This is a genomic window from Mycolicibacterium parafortuitum (assembly GCF_002086815.1).
In the GTDB taxonomy this organism is placed as follows: Bacteria; Actinomycetota; Actinomycetes; order Mycobacteriales; family Mycobacteriaceae; genus Mycobacterium; species Mycobacterium parafortuitum.
On the sequence record NZ_MVID01000034.1, the window covers coordinates 1 to 19,892 of the forward strand.

Consider the following 19,892-nt stretch of genomic DNA (forward strand, 5'->3'; position numbering starts at 1 on the left):
GATTCCCGGTTGTGAATCTGGCCAGATTCACAACCGGGAATCCCAGTTCGGCGTTGGAAGGGGAGGTGCGGGGTCAGGGGACGACGGTCGAGCCGATGGTCGGCATGAACTGACACTGCTTGTCGGTCGTGGAGACCTGGCCGAAGATCGTCGTCATGATGCTGCCCGATCCGGTGTCGGCGATCGCGGTCAGCGTGGTCGGACCCTCGGGGTTGAGGTCCGGGCGCGGCTTGAGGGTGACGCTGCCGGACTTGCCGGTGGTCAGGTTCACCCAGGTCGCGTTCAGCGGGAGCTTCTGCTCGGCGGCGGGGCCGGGCGTGCCGATCGCGGTGAACACATAGGCCGTCTGGCCGGGGCCCGGGCCGGGAAGCGGAATCGTCGCCGGGCCCGCCACCGAGATCGCGGTCGCCAGCACGTTGCCGCCGTCGGAGAGGCAGCCGTTGCTGATCGACGGATACAGGAAGTCCTGCGTCACCGGAGCGTTCGGACCGAAGCCGCCTGCCTCCCCGGTCGCGTTGGCCACCGGCGTGACCGGTGCGCCCGGAGCCGCCGGTGCTGCCGGGGCCGGAACCGCAACGGGCACCTCGGCACCCGCCGCGGGGCCGGGGGCCGGTCCGGGAGCCGGAACCGCACCCGGCGCCGCAGCCGCGGCCGCGGGCGCATGGGCCGCATCGGGCAGCGCCTGCGGCACCGCCTCCTGCACGGGCCCGAGCGCATGCCGCGGGTCGACCCCGGCCGGCAGGTGCGCCTCGAACCCCGGTACCGCCCCGGTCGCCGGGACATGGGCGACGGGCTGCGCGACGAACGTGTTGACCGCCGACGCGACGTCGCGGGACGGCTTCGGCGCCGCCATGTCCCCGGCGAACACCGCGGCGGCGGCCATCAGCATGGACGCGGCATTGGTGGGATCAGAGGCCGCCTGCTGAATCACCGGCCCGAGGCTCTGCACCGCGGGCAGACCGGGGGCCTGCAGCCCGTCGATCGGCGGCGGTGCAGGCAGCGGTGCCGGCGGTTCAGCGTGGGCGACGCCCGCGCTGACCGCCAGCAGCGCCGCCGAAGAGCACACCGCCATCGCGGCCGTGAGCATCGTCTTCGTCGTTGCTTTACGCCCGGTCGTGGACATGATCCCCCAATTGGTCGGTGTGTCGGTGGAGTTCGGTGGCCTGGTGGTGGTCAGCGCGTCACGGCAGGGCCGACAGCGGTGAGAACGCCGGCGGAAGTGCCGGGACGGCAGCGGGTGCCGCCGCCGGGGCGACCGCGGCCGGTGCCGTCGTGGCGCCCGGCAGAAGGCTCGCCAGCGGGTTGCCGGCGGGCAGCAGCGAGGCGAGTCCGCCCGGCAGCTGATCGGTCAGACCGGCCAGCGGCGAGACCGGCGCGGCCGCGGGCACCGTCGTGTTCGCGACGGGCACCGTGGTGATGTTGCCGTTGCCCAGCGGGGTGGCCCCGGGCAGAGTCGCGGCAGGCAGTGTCGCGGCGGGCAGGATGGCCGCCGGCTGCGGCAGCTCGATCGACGCCGTCGCACCGGGTCCCGACACCGGGGTGGCCGGCGTGGCCGTCGCGGTGGCGGCCGGTGCGTTGCCCATCAGGTTCGCGAATCCCTGCATGAGCTGTGTGGCGGCCTCGGGGTTCGCGGCCAGCTGCTGCAGGAACGGCAGGCCGGGGATCTCGGGGGCGGGTGCCGGGGCCGGCGCGGGCTGCGCGGCGGCGGGGGCGCTGAGCGCCAGCGCGCCCGACACCGCCCCAGCCGCGGCGAACAGTGTTGTGGCGAAAAGTTTCCGGGTGCGGTGCATCAGGGATCTCCCAATCCTCAAGTCGGCCGTAAATGACATCGATGGCATGCCTGCACCCGAAGCTAGCCTGTTACTAGAGTTACTCAAGTGACAAGAGTGGCATTTATGCAACCGTTACTGAGGTGAAGGCAGATGGTGACCGCTCGCTAGAGTCGGTCGGATAAACACCACCGAGCCCGTGACCGGGGCGACCGCGCGTCTTCGCGCGGCCGCCCCGCTGCTATTGGTCCTGAGCATCGCCGCCCGGCTGGCCTGGACGTATCTGGTGCCCAACGGCGCGAACTTCGTCGATCTGCACGTCTACGTCGGCGGCGCCGCGGAACTCGACGGCCCGGGCACGCTCTACGAGTTCGTCTACGGCGAGCAGACGCCGGACTTCCCGCTGCCGTTCACGTATCCGCCGTTCGCCGCGGTGGTGTTCTATCCGCTGCACGTGCTGCCGTTCGGGCTCGTCGCGTTCCTGTGGCAGGTCGGCATCATCGCCGCCCTCTACGGCGTAGTCCGGATGAGCCAGCGATTGCTGCCGGAGGACTCCGGCGCGCGCGGGCCGCGCGTCGCGATGCTGTGGGCGGCGGTCGGGATCTGGACCGAACCGCTGCGCAGCACCTTCGACTACGGCCAGGTCAACGTTCTGCTCGTGCTCGCGACGCTGTACGCGGTGTACAGCACGCGCTGGTGGCTGTCGGGGTTGCTCGTCGGGCTGGCGGCCGGGGTGAAGCTGACCCCCGCGGTGGCCGGCCTGTACTTCGTCGGCGCCCGGCGGTGGGCGACGGTGGTGTGGTCGGCGGTCGTCTTCACGCTGACGATCGCCGTGTCGGCCGTGCTGGTCGGTGACCAGACCCGGTTCTACTTCACCGAACTGCTCGGCGACGCCGACCGCGTCGGGCCGGTCGGCACGTCGTTCAACCAGTCCTGGCGCGGCGGGATCTCCCGCATCCTCGGTGAGGACGCCGGTTACGGGCCGCTGGTGCTGCTCGGCATCGCGGTGACGGCCGTCGCCGCGGTGCTGGCGTGGCGCGCGATCGGTGGCGCGCAGGACCGGCTCGGCGGCATCGTCGTGGTGCAGCTGTTCGGGCTGCTGCTGTCGCCGATCTCGTGGACGCACCACTGGGTGTGGCTGATCCCGCTGATCATCTGGCTGCTGCACGGCCCGCTGCGCGCGCAACTCGGCGCGCGGGTGCTCGGCTGGGGCTGGCTGGTCCTGATCCTGGTCGGGGTGCCGTGGCTGCTCAGCTTCGCCCAGCCGACGATCTGGACCATCCCGCGGCCCTGGTACCTCGCGTGGGCGGGCCTGATCTACATCGTCGCCACGTTGGCGACGCTGGTGTGGATCGCTATCCGAGGATCTCGTCGATATCGCGCGCCATCTGGATGTCCTTCTCCGTGATGCCGCCCTCGGAATGCGTGACCAGCACAAAAGTCACTGTCCGCCAACGGATGTCGATGTCCGGATGGTGGTCTTTGCTTTCCGCGTGCTCGCCCACGCGCCGGACGGCATCGATGCCGTCGAGGAACGCCGGGAACCTCACCGCCTTGCGTAGGGTCCCGTCGACGCGTTCCCAGTCGTCGAGTTCGGGCAGCGCCGCGTCTACCTGTTCGTCCGTCAAGACAGCCATGCTGCCGACGGTATACCGTCTGCGCCGATGCCGAATCTGATCGTCGTCGCCGGTGCGCTGGTCGAGCGCGGCGCCCTGCTGGTGGCCCAGCGTGTCCGCCCACCGGAGCTGGCCGGGCTGTGGGAACTGCCCGGCGGCAAGGTCAGTCCCGGCGAGAGCGACGAGGCCGCCCTCGCGCGGGAGTTGGAGGAGGAACTGGGGGTGGTGGTCGCCGTCGGCGCGCGTCTCGGCACAGACGTGATGCTGACGGAGACGGCAATTTTGCGCGCCTACCTGGTGACCCGGCTCCACGGGGTGGTCACGGCTCATGATCATCGTGCGCTGCGCTGGGTGGGCGCCGACGAATTGTCGAGTGTGGCCTGGGTGCCGGCCGACCGGGCGTGGTTGCCCGATCTGGCCGAGCGCCTGGCGTACGAGTGCCGGCCACCGCGCTCCGACGCCTGACGCTGTGTTTTCCCTGTGAAACACAATCTGCGCCAATTCAATTCGAAAACTCCAGATCGTTAGCAGTTCCAAGCGAAAGATGCTTGGCTGTCGACTGTGAGCACGGTCACACGACCAGATGTCAGTGCAGGACAGGGGCTCAACCTCGCGCTCGCCACGTGGGTCTCGGCCATCAACTTCTGGGCCTGGAACATGATCGGCCCGCTGTCGACGACCTATGCCGGCGATATGGAGTTGAGCAGCAGCGAGGCCTCGGTGCTGGTGGCCACCCCGATTCTCGTCGGCGCGCTCGGGCGCATCGCCGTCGGGCCGCTCACCGACCGGTTCGGCGGCCGGACGATGTTCATCGCGGTCACGCTGGCCTCGATCATCCCGGTGCTCGCCGTCGGGATCGCCGGTGAGGCGGGGTCCTACCCGCTGCTGGTGGTGTTCGGATTCTTCCTCGGTATCGCGGGCACGGTGTTCGCCGTCGGAATCCCGTTCTCCAACCACTGGTACGAGCCGTCCCGGCGCGGATTCGCCACCGGCGTGTTCGGCATGGGCATGGTCGGCACGGCACTGTCGGCGTTCTTCACGCCGCGGTTCGTGAACTGGTTCGGGCTGCTGCCCACCCACGTCATCATCGCGGCCGCGCTGGGTGTGACCGCTCTACTGTGCGTGTTCGTGATGCGCGACTCACCGGCGTTCACACCGAATCACGACGCGGTGGTGCCGAAACTCAAAGCGGCCGCGAAGCTTCCGGTGACGTGGGAGATGTCGTTCCTGTACGCGGTGGTGTTCGGTGGCTTCGTCGCCTTCTCCAACTATCTGCCGACCTACATCAAGACCATCTACGGCTTCTCCGCGGTCGATGCCGGCGCTCGCACCGCCGCGTTCGCGCTCGCAGCGGTGCTCGCGAGACCCGTGGGCGGCATGCTGGCCGACCGCATGGCACCCAAATACGTGGTGCTGGCGTCGTTCGCGGGCACCGCGGTGATGGCGGCTGTCGCGATCCTGCAGCCGCCACCGGACCTGTGGTCGGCGCTCACCTTCATCACGCTGGCGCTGTTCCTCGGCGTCGGCACCGGCGGGGTGTTCGCCTGGGTCTCGCGCCGCGCGCCGGCCAACTCGGTCGGATCGGTCACCGGCATCGTCTCGGCCGCGGGCGGGCTGGGTGGTTACTTCCCGCCGCTGGTGATGGGCAGCACCTACGACAGCGTCGACAACGACTACACGATAGGGCTCGCGCTGCTGGTGATCACCGCGCTGATCGCATTCGGCTACACCGCACTGAAACTGCACACCCAGGAGCCGGCCCCGAAGGAGAACACCCCGTGACGAGCCCGCCCCGCACCGGAAGTGTGATCGAAGAGCTGTTGGAACGCAGCGGCCGGTTCTTCACCCCGGGCGAGTTCTCCGACGACCTGCGCACCGTCACCCGCCAAGGCGGGCGCGACGGCGACATCTTCTACCGCGACCGGTGGAGCCACGACAAGGTGGTGCGGTCCACCCACGGCGTCAACTGCACCGGCTCGTGCTCGTGGAAGGTCTACGTCAAGGACGGCATCATCACCTGGGAGACCCAGGAGACCGACTATCCCTCGGTGGGCCCCGACCGGCCCGAGTACGAGCCGCGCGGCTGCCCGCGCGGCGCGGCGTTCTCCTGGTACACCTACTCGCCGACGCGGGTGCGCTACCCGTACGCCCGGGGTGTCCTCGTCGAGATGTACCGGGAAGCCAAGGCGCGCACCGGGGATCCCGTGCTGGCCTGGGCCGACATCCAGGCCGACCCCGAGCGCCGTCGCACCTACCAGCGCGCCCGCGGCAAGGGTGGCCTGGTGCGGGTCACGTGGGCCGAGGCCACCGAGATGATCGCCGCCGCGCACGTGCACACCATCAAGACCTACGGACCCGACCGCATCGCCGGCTTCTCGCCGATCCCGGCGATGTCGATGGTCAGCCACGCCGCCGGGGCCCGGTTCGTCAGCCTGATCGGCGGCGCCATGACGTCGTTCTACGACTGGTATGCCGACCTGCCGGTCGCCTCCCCGCAGGTATTCGGCGACCAGACCGACGTCCCGGAATCCGGGGACTGGTGGGACGCGACATATCTGATGATGTGGGGCTCGAACGTGCCGGTCACCCGCACCCCCGATGCGCACTGGATGGCCGAGGTGCGCTACCGCGGTACCAAGGTCGTGACGGTGAGCCCCGACTACGCCGACAACACGAAATTCGCCGACGAATGGATGCCGTGCGCGGCCGGCACCGACGGCGCGCTGGCGATGGCGATGGGTCACGTCATCCTCACGGAAAGCTATGTCAGGCAACCGGTCCCGTTCTTCGTCGAGTACGTGCGGACCTACACCGATCTGCCCTTCCTGGTCAAACTCGAAGAGCGTGGAGGCGTCGTCGTCCCGGGCAAGATGCTCACGGCCGCCGATCTCGGGCCGGCCTACGCCGCGGAGAACGCCGCCTTCAAACCCGTCCTGCTGGACGGGCGCACCGATGCGGTCACGGTGCCGCCCGGCTCACTCGGCTTCCGCTACGGCGACGAGGGCCTGGGCCGGTGGAACCTCGACCTCGGCGAGGTGGTGCCCGCGTTGACGGTGGCCGCCGGCGAGGACCACGACGGGGAGACCGCTGCGGTCACCCTGTCGCGTTTCGACACGGTCGACGGACGCGGCGCCACGATGACGCGCGGGGTTCCGGTGCGCCGGGTGGGCGGGTACCGGGTGTGCACCGTGTTCGACCTGATGCTGGCCCAGTACGGCGTTCAACGCCCCGGCCTGCCGGGGGACTGGCCAGCCGGTTACGACGACGCCGACCAGCCCTACACCCCGGCGTGGCAGGAGTCGGTCACCGGGGTGTCGGCCGCCCAGGCCATCCGGGTGGCCCGCGAATTCGCCCGCAACGCCGAGGAATCCGGCGGCCGGTCGATGATCATCATGGGCGCGGGTATCTGCCAGTGGTTCCACGGCGACACCACCTATCGCGCCGTGCTGTCGATGCTGCTGCTGACCGGATCGATGGGCCGCAACGGCGGTGGGTGGGCGCACTACGTCGGCCAGGAGAAGTGCCGCACGGTCACCGGGTGGGCGACGATGAGCTCGGCACTGGACTGGTCGCGGCCGCCGCGCCAGATGCCCGGCACGGCGTACTGGTACGCCCACACCGACCAGTGGCGCTACGACGGCTACCGCGCGGACGCGCTGGCGAGCCCGACCGCGCGCGGCCGGTTCACCGGCAAGCACACCATGGACGTGGTCGCGGCGGCAGCCGCGATGGGCTGGATGCCGTTCTACCCGCAGTTCGACCGCAACAGTCTCGACGTCGCCGACGAGGCGCGCGCTTCCGGGCAGGACATCGCCGAATACGTATGCGACAAGCTGGCTTCGGGCGAACTGGCCATGGCGGTCACCGATCCGGACAACCCGGCGAACTGGCCGCGGGTGCTGAACGTGTGGCGGGCCAACCTGCTCGGCTCGTCGAGCAAGGGCAACGAGTACTTCCTGCGCCATCTGCTCGGCACCGACTCCAACCTGCGGGCCACCCCGACCCCCGAGGCGCTGCGCCCCGCCGACGTCGTCTGGCCCGACGACATCCCAGAGGGCAAGCTCGACCTGTTGATGTCCATCGACTTCCGGATGACATCGACGACGTTGCTGTCGGACGTGGTGCTGCCCGCGGCCACCTGGTACGAGAAGCACGACCTGTCGTCGACCGATATGCACCCGTATGTGCACGCGTTCAGCCCGGCGATCGACCCTCCGTGGGAAACCCGGTCGGATTTCGACGCGTTCGGCGCGGTGGCTCGCGCGTTCTCGGCCCTGGCGCGCACCCATCTGGGCACCCGCACCGACATCGTGCTGGGGGCGTTGCAGCACGACACCCCCGCGGCGATGGCATATCCGTCAGGTACGCAACGGGATTGGCGCGCCACCGGCGAGACCCCGGTGCCAGGCCGGACGATCGGCCCGATCGCGGTCGTCGAGCGGGACTACGCTGCGATCGCCGACAAGTGGGCGACGGTCGGTCCGCTCGTCGAACGGCTGGGGCTGACCACCAAGGCCGTCACCACCCACCCCGAGCAGGAGGTCGAGGAACTCGCCCGCACCTTCGGGGTGCTGGACTCGGGCCCGGCGGCCGGCCGCCCCGCGATGACCACCGCGGCACGGATGGCCGACGTGATCCTGGCGCTGTCGGGCACCTCCAACGGGCGGCTCGCGGTCGAGGGCTTCCGGGAACTGGAACGCCGGACCGGGAAACCGTTGGCGCACCTGGCCGAAGGCAGCGAGGAACGCCGCATCACCTTCGCCGACACCCAGGCCCGGCCGGTGCCGGTGATCACCAGCCCGGAGTGGTCGGGCAGCGAGACCGGCGGACGCCGCTACGCGCCCTTCACCGTGAACATCGAGCAGCACAAGCCCTTTCACACGCTGACCGGTCGCATGCACTTCTACCTCGACCACGACTGGCTGGAGGAGCTCGGTGAGCAACTGCCGGTGTACCGGCCGCCGCTCGACATCGCGCGACTGTTCGGCGAGCCTGCCGTCGGTGACCGCGGCGAACTCGGTCTGACCGTGCGCTATCTGACCCCGCACTCGAAGTGGTCCATCCACTCCGAGTACCAGGACAACCTGTTCATGCTGTCGCTGTCGCGCGGCGGGCCGACCATGTGGATGAGCCCGGCAGACGCGGCCAAAATCGACGTCCGCGACAACGACTGGGTCGAGGCGGTCAACCGCAACGGGGTGGTGGTCTGTCGCGCGATCGTCAGCCACCGCATGCCCGAGGGGGTGGTGTTCGTCTACCACGCCCAGGAACGCACCATCGACGTTCCGCTGACCGAGACGACCGGCCGCCGCGGCGGTATCCACAACTCGCTGACCCGGCTGCTGGTCAAACCGAGTCATCTGGCCGGCGGGTACGCCCAGACGGCGTTCGCGTTCAACTACCTGGGACCCACCGGGAACCAGCGCGACGAGGTCACGATAGTGCGGCGCCGGTCGCAGGAGGTGCGCTACCAATGAAGGTCATGGCCCAGGTCGCGATGGTGATGAACCTGGACAAGTGCATCGGATGCCACACCTGCTCGGTGACCTGCAAGCAGGCGTGGACCAACCGGCCCGGTACCGAGTACGTGTGGTTCAACAACGTCGAAACCCGCCCCGGACAAGGGTATCCGCGCACCTATCAGGATCAGGAGCGGTGGCGCGGCGGCTGGGTCCGCGACAAACGGGGCCGGCTGCGGCTGCGTGGCGGCGGACGGCTGAACAAACTGCTGAACATCTTCTCGAATCCGTTGATGCCGTCCATCGACGACTACTACGAGCCGTGGACCTACGACTACGAGAACCTGATCGACGCCCCGCTGGGCGAGCACATGCCGGTCGCGCCGCCGCGCAGCCTGATCACCGGCGAACCGATGAAGGTGCAATGGTCGGCCAACTGGGATGACAACCTCGGCGGATCGACGGAGATCGTGCCCGGTGACCCGATCCTCGACAAGGTCAGCGAGACAGTCCGCCTCGAGCTCGAGCAGACGTTCATGTTCTATCTGCCGCGCATCTGTGAGCACTGCCTGAACCCGTCCTGTGTGGCGTCCTGCCCGTCGGGCGCGATCTACAAGCGCAGCGAGGACGGCATCGTGCTCGTCGACCAGGACGGCTGCCGTGGTTGGCGGATGTGCGTGTCGGGATGCCCGTACAAGAAGGTGTACTTCAACCACAAGACCGGCAAGGCCGAGAAGTGCACCCTGTGCTACCCGCGCATCGAGGTCGGGCTGCCGACGGTCTGCTCGGAGACCTGCGTCGGCAGGCTTCGGTATCTCGGAGTGGTGCTCTACGACGTGGACCGCGTGACCGAGGCCGCGTCGGTGGAGAACGACGCCGACCTCTATGAGGCGCACAGGTCGATCCTGCTGGATCCCGACGATCCCGAGGTGATCGCCGGCGCGCGTGCCGAGGGCATTTCGGACGAATGGATCGAGGCCGCGCAGCGGTCCCCGATCTATGCGCTGATCCACACGTTCGGGGTGGCGCTGCCGCTGCATCCGGAATTCCGCACCGTGCCGATGGTCTGGTACGTCCCGCCGCTGTCCCCGGTGGTCGACGCCGTCAGCCGTGACGGCCACGACGGCGAGGACCTCGGAAACCTGTTCGGGGCGCTGGAGGCATTGCGGATCCCGATCGAGTATCTCGCCGGGCTGTTCACCGCCGGCGACACGGCCGTCGTCGAGGGGGTGCTGAAGCGGCTCGCGGCGATGCGGTCTTACATGCGTGACGTGAATCTCGGCCGTGAGACCCAACCGCACATTCCGGAGTCGGTGGGTATGACCGAGGAGCAGATCTACCAGATGTACCGACTGCTCGCGCTGGCGAAATACGATGAGCGATACGTGATCCCGACGGCCTATGCATCGGTCGAACCGTGGTCGGTGGAGGAATCCGGGTGCTCGCTGTCGTTCGAAGGCGGGCCGGGCATGTACGAGTCGGGCCCGTTCGGCGAGGCCAGCGGACAGCCGGTACCCGTCGCCGTGGAGACATTCCACGCGCTGCAGCAGCGCCAGACCACCGAGCACATGGCGGCCAACGAGAGCCGGCCGTCGCGCATCAACCTGCTGAACTGGGACGGCCGGGGCGCGCCACCAGGACTGTTTCCCGGCGGTGGTCGATCATGAAGCTGCTCAGGCGTTCCCGCACCCCGGCGCTGGCCGACCGGGTGGTCTGGCAGTGCGCGTCGCTGCTGCTGAGCTACCCGGACGACGAGTCGCTCGACACCGCCGGGCAACTCCTGGAACACGTTGAAGGGGATGCGGCAGCACACCTTTCGGAAACCTACGAGGCGGTGCGCGCACTCGGTGCGATGGCCGCCGCGCAGAGCTACGTCGCGACCTTCGACATGCGTCGGCGCGCGACGCTGTACCTGACGTATTGGACCGCCGGAGACACCCGCAACCGTGGGCGGGCGATGCTCGTGTTCACCGATGAGTACCGTGCGGCGGGCGTCGCCATGCCCGCCGGGGAAGCGCCGGATCATCTGCCGGTCGTGCTGGAGTTCGCCGCGACGGTGGACGCCGCCGCCGGCCGCCGGCTGCTCGCCGGACATCGCGCGTCGGTGGCGGTGCTCTACGACGCGCTGCGGGAGTCCGCGTCGCCGTGGGCACCCGCGGTGGCCGCGGTGCTGGGGACGCTGCCGGCGGCGACCAACGAGGAACTGCACCGGGTCCAGCGGCTGGCCGCCGAGGGACCGCCGTCGGATGCGGTGGGGCTGCAACCGTTCACGCTGACGGTGCCGCCCCGACGGCCGGGCAACGAGGGAGGGCGCTGACATGTCGGGCAGGGAGATCTTCTGGGACGTCATTCCGTACGTGACCCTCGCCGTCGTCGTGATCGGAACCTGGTGGCGCTACCGCTACGACAAGTTCGGCTGGACCACCCGCTCGTCGCAGCTCTACGAGAGCCGGCTGCTCCGGATCGGTAGCCCGATGTTCCATTTCGGCATCCTGGTCGTCATCATCGGCCACGTCATCGGGCTGGTGATCCCGCAGAGCTGGACCGAGGCGATCGGGTTGAGCGACCACGCCTACCACGTGCAGGCGCTCGTCCTCGGCGGGATCGCCGGGGTGTGCACGCTGGTCGGCATCACCTTGCTGGTGTACCGCAGACGCACCCGCGGCCCGGTGTTCATGGCGACCACGGTCAACGACAAACTGATGTACGCCGTGCTGGTGCTGGCCATCGTCGCGGGGCTGGCGTGCACGTTGATCGGCGCCACACCGGTTGGTGCCGAACACAATTACCGGGAGACGGTGTCGCCCTGGTTCCGGTCGATCTGGGTGCTGCAGCCGCGCGGCGATCTGATGGCGGACGCCCCGCTGTGGTTCCAGATCCACGCGCTGCTGGGCCTGACGTTGTTCTGTCTGTGGCCGTTCACCCGGCTGGTGCACGCGTTCAGCGCACCGATCGGCTACCTGTTCCGGCCCTACATCGTGTACCGCAGCAGGGATGCGGCGGGCAAGGGGGAGCTGGTCGGATCGGCGCCGCACCGGCGCGGGTGGTGACGGTTCAGCCGTCCCAGACGACAACGCCGTCCGCGGTGAGCCGGGCACCCTCCGACGTTTCGTGGGGGAGTAGCCTGCCGTCGTGCATCAGATGGAGAACCTTTGCACCACAACGTAGTTGGGCGACATCCGCGACCAGGCGGCGATGGCATCGCCACCACACCGACTCGCTGCACATCATCGCGGTGCGACCGTTGCGTGCCTGCCCGAGAAGTCCGTCCAGTGCGTGGACGAACTCGTCGGTGCGGGTGTAGGCGGCGTAGGCGGCGAACTGGTTGACCCGCCACCACGTATCGACGACGTCGGTTCCCGCCGGCAGCCGCCGGCGACCCCCGAGCGCCGGATCCCAGCGGTAGGTCAAGCCGGCCTCCGGCACCCAGACCTGCATCGCGTCGCGTCCGACGTCGGGATTGCGTCGGCTCCCGGGGAATCGCCGGAGGTCGACCACATCCGTGACCGCGGCGCCGGTCAGCAGGTCGGTGAGTCCGGCCCGGTCGAGGGTGCCGTGCCCCACCGAGACCAGCCCCGAGACCAGCCGCGCAGCCGGGCTCAATAACGCAGGCGGTCGCCGGCGACACGCACGTCGGCCCGGGCGTCGCGGTGCGCGAGCGCGTGGATCGGATGCGTCAGCACCGGGTGCCTGCACTGCGGGCACGACGCCTGACTCTTGTTCGCCGAACTGAAAGTCAGGTGCCGGCACTGACTACATCGGACGACGTAGAACGCGCCGACCCAGTTGGCCAGGCCCAGGAAGATCGCCAGCGTGGTCAGCGTGGCGAGCACCGTGATGAGGACGATGGTGAGCACCGTGTAAACCGTCATGAAGGCACCTCCAGAACACGCCCGACGGGTCCCTCAAAGGTACGCCCGCAGGGCGTGGACCTGCTGAAAAACGGCTCAAGCCTTCCTGGCTCGCTGGTAGACCTTGGTCAGATCCTTGCCGCGGATTCCGTTGAGTTCGGCCTTGTGCACCTTGTGGATCACCAGCGGGCAGCGCTTGCACCGGGGCTTGCTGCGGCAGCACTTCTTCTTCGGCTTGAGGCCGGCAAGCTTCTTGGCTTTCAAGTGACGGGAATCTCTCGTTTTCGTGATCAGTGCAGTGCACTGCGACAATCGGCACGTGACTGCACGCCCGGATTTTCGCAACGTCGCCATTGTGGCCCACGTTGACCATGGCAAAACCACTCTGGTCGACGCGATGCTGCGTCAATCCGGTGCCCTGAGCCACCGCGGTGACGACGAGATCGAACGCCTGATGGATTCCGGTGACCTGGAGAAGGAAAAAGGAATCACCATCCTGGCCAAGAACACCGCCGTACACCGGACGCACCCGGACGGAACCGTCACGGTGATCAACGTCATCGACACCCCCGGCCACGCCGACTTCGGTGGCGAGGTCGAACGCGGCCTGTCGATGGTCGACGGTGTGGTGCTGCTCGTCGACGCGTCCGAGGGGCCGCTGCCGCAGACCCGGTTCGTGTTGCGTAAGGCCCTGGCCGCGCACCTGCCGGTGATCCTGGTGGTCAACAAGACCGACCGCCCCGACGCCCGCATCGCCGAGGTCGTCGAGGAGAGCCACGACCTGCTGCTCGATGTCGCCTCCGATCTCGATGAGGAGGCCCAGGCGGCCGCCGAGAAGGCGCTCGACCTGCCCACCCTGTACGCGTCGGGACGAGCCGGCATCGCCAGCACGACTCAGCCGCCCAACGGTGAGAACCCGGACGGGGAGAACCTCGACCCGCTGTTCGACGTGCTGCTCAAGTACATCCCGCCGCCGCAGGGCGACCCGGACGCGCCGCTGCAGGCACTGGTCACCAACCTCGACGCGTCGGCGTTCCTGGGCCGTCTCGCGCTGATCCGTATCTACAAGGGCCGCATCAAGAAAGGCCAGCAGGTCGCGTGGATGCGGGAGGTCGACGGCCACCCGGTCATCACCAACGCCAAGATCACCGAATTGCTCGTCACGGTGGGCGTCGAACGCACCGCGACCGACGAGGCGTACGCCGGCGACATCGTCGCGGTGGCCGGCATGCCCGAGATCATGATCGGCGACACCCTCGCCGACCCCGACCACGCGCACGCGCTGCCGCGCATCACCGTCGACGAGCCCGCGATCTCGGTGACCGTCGGCACCAACACCTCGCCGTTGGCGGGCAAGGTCTCCGGTCACAAGCTGACCGCGCGCATGGTCAAGAACCGGCTGGATTCCGAGCTCGTCGGCAACGTGTCGATCAAGGTCGTCGACATCGGCCGCCCGGACGCCTGGGAGGTGCAGGGCCGCGGCGAGCTCGCGCTGGCCGTGCTCGTCGAGCAGATGCGCCGGGAGGGCTTCGAGCTCACCGTCGGCAAGCCGCAGGTGGTCACGCGGACCATCGACGGCAAGCTGCACGAGCCGTTCGAAGCCATGACGATCGACTGCCCCGAGGAGTTCGTCGGCGCCATCACCCAGCTGATGGCCGCCCGCAAGGGCCGCATGGAGGAGATGACCAACCACGCCGCCGGATGGGTGCGGATGGACTTCATCGTGCCCAGCCGCGGCCTGATCGGATTCCGCACCGACTTCCTGACGCTGACCCGCGGCACCGGCATCGCCAACGCGGTGTTCGAGGGCTACCGGCCGTGGGCAGGGGAGATCCGCGCCCGCCACAGCGGGTCGCTGGTGTCCGATCGCAGCGGCCAGATCACCCCGTTCGCGATGATCCAGCTCGCCGACCGTGGGCAGTTCTTCGTCGAACCCGGGCAGGAGACCTACGAGGGTCAGGTCGTCGGCATCAACCCGCGCGCCGAGGATCTCGACATCAACATCACCCGGGAGAAGAAGCTGACCAACATGCGGTCCTCCACAGCCGACGTGATGGAGACGCTGGCCCGGCCGCTGGAACTCGACCTGGAGAAGGCGATGGAGTTCTGCGCGGAGGATGAATGCGTCGAGGTGACCCCCGAGATCGTGCGCGTGCGCAAGGTCGAACTGACCGCATCGCTGCGCGCGCGAGCCAAGGCGCGGGCGAAAGCGCAGGCCAACAACTGACCCCGGTGGGCGTGTACGCCCTGGTTACCCTGTAGAGCATGCCGACGACCCTGCGCCGCGTCAGCGCCGGCATCAGCGCGATCGGCATGACGTTTGCCCTGGTCACGGGCTGTACGGTGAGCCCGCCGCCGGCCCCGCAGAGCACCGACACGACCGAGTCCACGCCCCCGCCGCCGATGAAGGCGACGCAGATCATCGTCGCGATCGACTCGATCGGCCCCGGCTTCAACTCGCACCTGCTGTCTGACCAGTCGCCGGTGAACGCCGCGATCAGCGCGCTGGTACTGCCGAGTTCGTTCCGGCCGGTCCCGGATTCGCAGACCCCGACCGGCTCGCGGTGGGAAATGGACACCTCGCTGCTGGAGTCGGCGGAGGTGACCAGCCAGGAGCCGTTCACGGTGACCTACAAGATCCGGCCCGAGGCGCAGTGGACCGACAACGCGCCGATCGGCGCCGATGACTACTGGTATCTGTGGCGCCAGATGGTGAGTCAGCCCGGTGCCGTCGACCCGGCCGGCTACGACCTGATCACCGGGGTCCAGTCGGTCGAGGGTGGCAAGACCGCCGTGGTCACCTTCGCCCAGCCGTACCCGGCCTGGCGTGAACTGTTCAACGACATCCTGCCCGCCCACATCGTCAAAGACGTCCCCGGTGGTTTCGCGGCCGGGTTGACGCAGGCGTTGCCGGTGACCGGCGGCCAGTTCCGGGTCGACACCATCGATCCGCAGCGCGACGAGATCCTGCTGGCCCGCAACGACCGCTACTGGGGCGTGCCCGCGTCTCCCGACCTGATCCTGTTCCGCCGCGGTGGGGCGCCGGCCGCGCTCGCCGACTCGATCCGCAACGGCGACACCCAGGTGGCGCAGGTGCACGGCGGCTCGGCGGTGTTCGCGCAGCTGTCGGCGATCCCCGACGTGCGTACCGCGCGGATCGTCACACCGCGCGTCATGCACCTGACGTTGCGGGCCCAGCAGCCCGCCCTGGCCGACTGGCAGGTACGCAAAGCGATCCTCGGCCTGCTCGACGTCGACCTGCTCGCCGCTGTCGGCGCCGGAGACGACAACACCGTGACGCTGGCGCAGGCGCAGGTGCGGTCCCCATCGGATCCCGGATACGTACCGACCGCGCCGCCGGCGATGTCCCGTGAGGACGCGATCGCCCTCCTCGCCGAAGCCGGGTACGAGATCGAACCGGGGGAGTCGCCCGCGCCGCCGGAGATCAGCCGCGGGCGCGTCGTCAAGGACGGTGAACCGCTGCGTCTGGTGCTCGGCGTCGCGGCCAACGACCCGACATCGGTGGCCGTCGCGAACACCGCGGCCGACCAGCTGCGCAACGTCGGGATCGACGCATCGGTGTCCGCGCTCGACCCGGTGACGCTCTACGGCGAGGCGCTGGTCAACAACACCGTCGACGCGGTGGTGGGATGGCATCCGGCCGGCGGCGATCTGGCGACGTCGTTGGCGTCGCGCTACGGCTGCCCCGCGCTGGAGGCGACCGCCGTCCCGACCACCGGCGCGCCGACACCACCCCCGGAGCCGTCCGATCCGCCGGAGGCCACCCCACCGCCGACTACCGCCACCGCGACCACCGCGCCGGGCCCGCCTCCGGAGACGGGTCAGCTCGTGCAGGCGCCGAGCAACATCACCGGCATCTGCGACCGGGCGATCCAGCCGAGGATCGATGCCGCGCTGCGGGGGACAGCCGATATCGCCGAGGTCATCGACGAGGTCGAGCCGAAGCTGTGGGAGATGTCGACGGTGCTGCCGATCCTGCAGGACACCACCATCGTCGCGGCGGGCCCGAGCGTGCAGAACGTCAGCCTCACCGGGGCCGTGCCGGTCGGCATCGTCGGCGACGCCGGCGCGTGGGTCAAACTGCCGAAATAGCCCCGCAGACGAGGTAGGCCCCCGCGGGGGGTGCGGGGGCCTACCGGTACGCGGGAGGGTTACTCGTCGCCGCCGGACGATCCGCTGTCGGAATCGCTGCCGGAGTCCGCCGAGCTCCCCGAATCGGACGCGTCGCCGGAATCGGCGTCGTCGTCAGAAGCTGCGTCGTCAGAAGCGGCGTCGTCAGCGGAGTCGCTGCCGTCGGTGTCGTCCTCGACCGAATCGGTGTCGTCCTCGACCGAGTCGAGCTCGTCCTCGTCGAGCGCCACGTCGTCTTCGACGTCCTCGACCAGGTCCGTGGTCTCGTCGACGGTGTCCTCGACCGTGTCTTCGACGGTGTCCTCGGTCGCGTCCTCGACCGTGTCTTCTGTCGCGTCCTCGGTGGTCTCCTCGGTCGTTTCCGTAACGACCGCGGCGGATCCGTCCGGCTCACCGTTGGACACCTCGGTCACCGGGATCAGATCGCCCGAGCCGAGGTTGATGTCCGATGGGCCCGCAACGGAGGAGTACGCCCGTGCGGACTCCTCCGCGCCCTCCGGGGCGATGGCCGCGGCGAGCGCGCTCGGCAGTGTCACCAGCAGTGCCTGCAGCAGCCCGCCCTGGTTCGGATCCTCGTTGAACGAGAACAACCCGGCCAGCCACGTGTCGTCTGAGTTGGTGTATCCGTTGAGGACCGCACCGACGACCGCGGCGGGGAGGTTGACCAATGAAATGACCGCGTCGACCAGCCTGCCCTCGACCAGAGCATCGAACGATGCCTGCAGGGAGTCGCCGGTGGCGGACAACGCGCCGGCCATCGGCGTCAGGACGCCGAAGGCAAGCGGAATCAAGACCTCAAGGCTGAAGAACGTCTGGACCACGTTGCTGACGTTCTGTGCGATCTTGGTGGGGATCTCCAACAGTCCCGAGGCGAAGATCGGCAATCCGATGTTGATCAGCGGGCCGACGAGGAATGCGTTCATCAGCGTGTTGAAGCCGGTCGAGATCTCGCCTTGCAGGATCTGCTCGGCGGCGAGTCCCAACTGGCCCCACAACCCGTCCTCGTTGCTGAAGCTGAGGTAGTTGAGCGTGCCCTCGACCACGCCCACGCCGGCGCCGATCGCCGTTTCGCCGTATCCGAGCGCATTGGCGAGCGACTGCCGCAGGAACGGCGCCGGGTTGGCCAGCCAAGCATCGCCGATCCCGTTCAGGTTCTCGGCTGCTGCTGCCACAACCTGTGCCCAGGCCGTGATCGGATTCACCGCCGCGGACAGATCGACCGCCTGCGAAGAAACGGTAGGCGCGGCGGCCGTCCATGGGGCTGGTGTCGGGGTGATAGCTGGAGCGATCGCGATCGCACTGGCTCCGACGAGGGCTACCCCCGCGGTGAGATACGGCCTAACCGTGATGTCCATGTAGTGATCCCTTTCAGATATGGGCTGTGAGGTGGGACACCGCGCAACTTACATCGACGTCAATTGAAATTGTTGCGTTTGGAACAAATGTTTGGCGGCTGAATATTCTTCGGGCGGATGTACAGCCGATTTCGCTCAGTGGATATCCGATAGTTTGCCGGGGTCGGACATACGGCAAGCTGGACGGAATGGAGACCCCGCGACTGCTCTTCGTCCACGCCCATCCCGACGACGAGACCCTGACCACCGGCGGGTCCATCGCGCACTACACCGCCCGCGGTGCCGACGTCCACGTCATCACCTGCACGCTCGGAGAAGAGGGCGAGGTGATCGGTGAACGCTGGGCGCAGTTGGCCGTCGATCAGGCCGATCAGCTCGGCGGATACCGGATCGGGGAGCTGACGGCCGCGCTCACCGCGCTGGGTGTTGACCGTCCCCGCTACCTCGGCGGAGCAGGCCGATGGCGCGATTCCGGTATGGAAGGCACCCCGGCCCGGCACCGCCAGCGGTTCGTCGACGGCGACTTCGCCGAACAGACCGCCGTGTTGGCCGCCGTGATCGACGACCTGCGTCCGCACGTCGTGGTCACCTATGACCCGAACGGCGGATACGGCCACCCCGATCACATCCACACCCACCGGCTGACCACCGCGGCCGTCGACGCCGCCACTTGGACCGTGCCGAAGTTCTATTGGACGGTGACAGCGGCCTCGGCGCTGGCTTCTGGGCTGGCCGGCCTGCGCGACGTGCCGGACGGGTGGGTGACGCTGTCGCCGGACGACCTGCCGCTGCTCGGCTTCGGCGACGAGGACATCCATGCGGCGCTGGACGTTTCAGCACACACCGCTGCGCGCGTCGCGGCGATGCGGGCGCACGAAACCCAGATCACCGTCGCGCCGGGCGGGCACTGCTTCGCGCTGTCGAACAACATTGCCCTCCCGGTCGACTCGACCGAGTACTACGTGCGCGTGCGGGGGCACGCCGGCGACCGCGATGAGCGCGGCTGGGAAAGGGATCTGCTGGCCGGACTACCCCTCGGCCAGGGGTCCAGCGGGTAAGCTGCCCGCAACCGACCGCGCACGGAAGGCAGCACATGGACCCGGATCTGGATCCCAACCTGCAGCACTGGCAGGACCGGCTCGACAACTATCAATGGGTCGTCGGCTCACTCGTGTCGCTGCTCGACAGCATCCCGACCTGACAACGCCGGTCGCACCGGCCCCAGACCGGTATCGGATCATGCTGTGGATCCTGCTCGGCCTCGACGGCGTGCTCTCGGCGTTGATGGCTGTCTTCTTCCTTCCCTTGCGCATCGGCGTCGTGCCGTTCCCGATCAGTGCGCTGCTCAGCGGTGTCCTCAACGCCGCGCTGGTCTGGGTCGCGCTGCGGTGGACGACGTCGCCGCGATTGGCCGCCGTACCGCTGTGGGCCTGGTTGGCGACCGTGCTGGTGCTGATGTCCTTCGGGCCCGGCGACGACATCGTGTTCGGCGGCACCGGCGTCATGGAGTTCGGGCCGGTGCTCCTGGTCGCGCTCGGTGGGCTGCCCGGAGCCTGGCTGCTGATGCGCCCTCCCGGGTCGGCGACTCAGGCCGAGGTGACTACTGTGGCTGCTATGTCACGCGGACGGGCACATTCTGTTTCAGATAGTGAGACGCGTGGATGATCCGCGACAACGCCGGGGTTACAGG

The 19,892-nt window shown here is 68.7% G+C and carries 19 protein-coding genes; 12 read left to right on the plus strand and 7 right to left on the minus strand.

The genetic code is table 11. The features are described from left to right. Window positions 1-73: 73 nt before the first annotated feature. Window positions 74-1,123: an Rv1157c family protein gene (locus BST38_RS25835; protein WP_083146355.1), complete on the minus strand. Its 1,050-nt coding sequence runs from the start codon at window positions 1,121-1,123 to the stop codon at window positions 74-76. Here BST38_RS25835 and BST38_RS29825 point away from each other — a divergent pair. Beyond that, entirely contained in the window at window positions 1,080-1,205 is a 126-nt protein-coding gene (locus BST38_RS29825; RefSeq protein ID WP_272818862.1) for a hypothetical protein, read from the plus strand. The genes BST38_RS25835 and BST38_RS29825 overlap by 44 nt on opposite strands. Here BST38_RS29825 and BST38_RS25840 read toward each other — a convergent pair. After that, window positions 1,182-1,790: a hypothetical protein gene (locus tag BST38_RS25840; RefSeq protein WP_083146356.1), complete on the minus strand. Its 609-nt coding sequence runs from the start codon at window positions 1,788-1,790 to the stop codon at window positions 1,182-1,184. The two genes, BST38_RS29825 and BST38_RS25840, sit on opposite strands and share 24 nt — an antisense overlap. Before the next feature lie 178 nt (window positions 1,791-1,968). Between BST38_RS25840 and BST38_RS25845 the strand changes: the two genes are divergently transcribed. Continuing rightward, window positions 1,969-3,177 carry a mannosyltransferase gene (locus tag BST38_RS25845; RefSeq protein ID WP_237160925.1) on the plus strand — a complete coding sequence of 403 codons (1,209 nt, stop codon included), beginning with the start codon at window positions 1,969-1,971 and terminating at the stop codon, window positions 3,175-3,177. Here the strand turns inward: BST38_RS25845 and BST38_RS25850 are convergent. Beyond that, on the minus strand, window positions 3,125-3,406 hold the full coding sequence (locus BST38_RS25850; RefSeq protein WP_083146358.1) for a 4a-hydroxytetrahydrobiopterin dehydratase: 282 nt from the start codon (window positions 3,404-3,406) through the stop codon (window positions 3,125-3,127). The two genes, BST38_RS25845 and BST38_RS25850, sit on opposite strands and share 53 nt — an antisense overlap. A gap of 27 nt (window positions 3,407-3,433) precedes the next feature. Here BST38_RS25850 and BST38_RS25855 point away from each other — a divergent pair, with 27 nt between their 5' ends. The 6 genes from BST38_RS25855 (at window position 3,434) to narI (ending at window position 11,894) form a co-directional block, all read left to right on the plus strand. Next, window positions 3,434-3,850, plus strand: a complete 417-nt coding sequence (locus BST38_RS25855; RefSeq protein WP_083146359.1) for a (deoxy)nucleoside triphosphate pyrophosphohydrolase — start codon at window positions 3,434-3,436, stop codon at window positions 3,848-3,850. A 96-nt stretch (window positions 3,851-3,946) separates the two neighbouring features. After that, window positions 3,947-5,167 (plus strand): nitrate/nitrite transporter, encoded by a 1,221-nt coding sequence (locus BST38_RS25860; RefSeq protein WP_083146360.1) that lies wholly within the window; start codon window positions 3,947-3,949, stop codon window positions 5,165-5,167. Continuing rightward, on the plus strand, window positions 5,164-8,862 hold the full coding sequence (locus BST38_RS25865; RefSeq protein ID WP_083146361.1) for a nitrate reductase subunit alpha: 3,699 nt from the start codon (window positions 5,164-5,166) through the stop codon (window positions 8,860-8,862). Before BST38_RS25860 ends, BST38_RS25865 begins: the two co-directional genes overlap by 4 nt. After that, a complete protein-coding gene (gene narH, locus BST38_RS25870; protein WP_083146362.1) occupies window positions 8,859-10,511 on the plus strand; it encodes a nitrate reductase subunit beta in 1,653 nt (550 codons plus the stop codon). The genes BST38_RS25865 and narH overlap by 4 nt, the downstream gene beginning before the upstream one ends. Then, complete coding sequence (narJ, locus tag BST38_RS25875) at window positions 10,508-11,161, plus strand: nitrate reductase molybdenum cofactor assembly chaperone (RefSeq protein WP_165761660.1); 654 nt, start codon at window positions 10,508-10,510, stop codon at window positions 11,159-11,161. Before narH ends, narJ begins: the two co-directional genes overlap by 4 nt. 1 nt (window position 11,162) lies before the next feature. Continuing rightward, window positions 11,163-11,894, plus strand: a complete 732-nt coding sequence (gene narI / locus BST38_RS25880; RefSeq protein ID WP_083146363.1) for a respiratory nitrate reductase subunit gamma — start codon at window positions 11,163-11,165, stop codon at window positions 11,892-11,894. 4 nt (window positions 11,895-11,898) lie between these two features. On the opposite strand, the gene BST38_RS25885 is transcribed toward narI, so the two are convergent. The 3 genes from BST38_RS25885 to BST38_RS29145 all read right to left on the minus strand — a co-directional run bounded on the left by BST38_RS25885 (window position 11,899) and on the right by BST38_RS29145 (window position 12,959). Beyond that, window positions 11,899-12,447 (minus strand): DUF488 domain-containing protein, encoded by a 549-nt coding sequence (locus BST38_RS25885; protein WP_237160926.1) that lies wholly within the window; start codon window positions 12,445-12,447, stop codon window positions 11,899-11,901. Continuing rightward, on the minus strand, window positions 12,444-12,716 hold the full coding sequence (locus BST38_RS25890) for a hypothetical protein (RefSeq protein ID WP_083146364.1): 273 nt from the start codon (window positions 12,714-12,716) through the stop codon (window positions 12,444-12,446). Before BST38_RS25890 ends, BST38_RS25885 begins: the two co-directional genes overlap by 4 nt. Window positions 12,717-12,791: 75 nt before the next feature. Continuing rightward, window positions 12,792-12,959 (minus strand): hypothetical protein, encoded by a 168-nt coding sequence (locus BST38_RS29145; protein WP_110781983.1) that lies wholly within the window; start codon window positions 12,957-12,959, stop codon window positions 12,792-12,794. 55 nt (window positions 12,960-13,014) lie between these two features. Between BST38_RS29145 and typA the strand changes: the two genes are divergently transcribed. Next, window positions 13,015-14,922: a translational GTPase TypA gene (gene typA, locus BST38_RS25895; RefSeq protein WP_083146365.1), complete on the plus strand. Its 1,908-nt coding sequence runs from the start codon at window positions 13,015-13,017 to the stop codon at window positions 14,920-14,922. A 38-nt stretch (window positions 14,923-14,960) separates the two neighbouring features. After that, on the plus strand, window positions 14,961-16,808 hold the full coding sequence (locus BST38_RS25900; RefSeq protein WP_083146366.1) for an ABC transporter family substrate-binding protein: 1,848 nt from the start codon (window positions 14,961-14,963) through the stop codon (window positions 16,806-16,808). 59 nt (window positions 16,809-16,867) lie between these two features. On the opposite strand, the gene BST38_RS25905 is transcribed toward BST38_RS25900, so the two are convergent. After that, window positions 16,868-18,019, minus strand: a complete 1,152-nt coding sequence (locus BST38_RS25905) for a hypothetical protein (RefSeq protein ID WP_133057267.1) — start codon at window positions 18,017-18,019, stop codon at window positions 16,868-16,870. Window positions 18,020-18,390: 371 nt separating this feature from the next. On the opposite strand from BST38_RS25905, the gene mshB reads away from it, so the two are divergent. Further along, window positions 18,391-19,260, plus strand: coding sequence for an N-acetyl-1-D-myo-inositol-2-amino-2-deoxy-alpha-D-glucopyranoside deacetylase (mshB, locus tag BST38_RS25910; protein WP_083146368.1), 870 nt, complete (start codon window positions 18,391-18,393; stop codon window positions 19,258-19,260). A gap of 94 nt (window positions 19,261-19,354) precedes the next feature. Continuing rightward, a complete protein-coding gene (locus BST38_RS25915) occupies window positions 19,355-19,867 on the plus strand; it encodes a hypothetical protein (protein ID WP_237160927.1) in 513 nt (170 codons plus the stop codon). Window positions 19,868-19,892: the final 25 nt, after the last annotated feature.

Coding starts and splice junctions, on each gene's coding strand:
- BST38_RS25840 (WP_083146356.1), bottom strand. CDS start 1,790: ATGCACCGCACCCGGAAACTTTTCGCCACAACACTGTTCGCCGCGGCT.
- BST38_RS25890 (WP_083146364.1), bottom strand. CDS start 12,716: ATGACGGTTTACACGGTGCTCACCATCGTCCTCATCACGGTGCTCGCC.
- narH (WP_083146362.1), top strand. CDS start 8,859: ATGAAGGTCATGGCCCAGGTCGCGATGGTGATGAACCTGGACAAGTGC.
- BST38_RS25850 (WP_083146358.1), bottom strand. CDS start 3,406: ATGGCTGTCTTGACGGACGAACAGGTAGACGCGGCGCTGCCCGAACTC.
- narJ (WP_165761660.1), top strand. CDS start 10,508: ATGAAGCTGCTCAGGCGTTCCCGCACCCCGGCGCTGGCCGACCGGGTG.
- BST38_RS25915 (WP_237160927.1), top strand. CDS start 19,355: ATGGGTCGTCGGCTCACTCGTGTCGCTGCTCGACAGCATCCCGACCTG.
- BST38_RS25900 (WP_083146366.1), top strand. CDS start 14,961: ATGCCGACGACCCTGCGCCGCGTCAGCGCCGGCATCAGCGCGATCGGC.
- BST38_RS25855 (WP_083146359.1), top strand. CDS start 3,434: ATGCCGAATCTGATCGTCGTCGCCGGTGCGCTGGTCGAGCGCGGCGCC.
- narI (WP_083146363.1), top strand. CDS start 11,163: ATGTCGGGCAGGGAGATCTTCTGGGACGTCATTCCGTACGTGACCCTC.
- mshB (WP_083146368.1), top strand. CDS start 18,391: ATGGAGACCCCGCGACTGCTCTTCGTCCACGCCCATCCCGACGACGAG.
- BST38_RS25835 (WP_083146355.1), bottom strand. CDS start 1,123: ATGTCCACGACCGGGCGTAAAGCAACGACGAAGACGATGCTCACGGCC.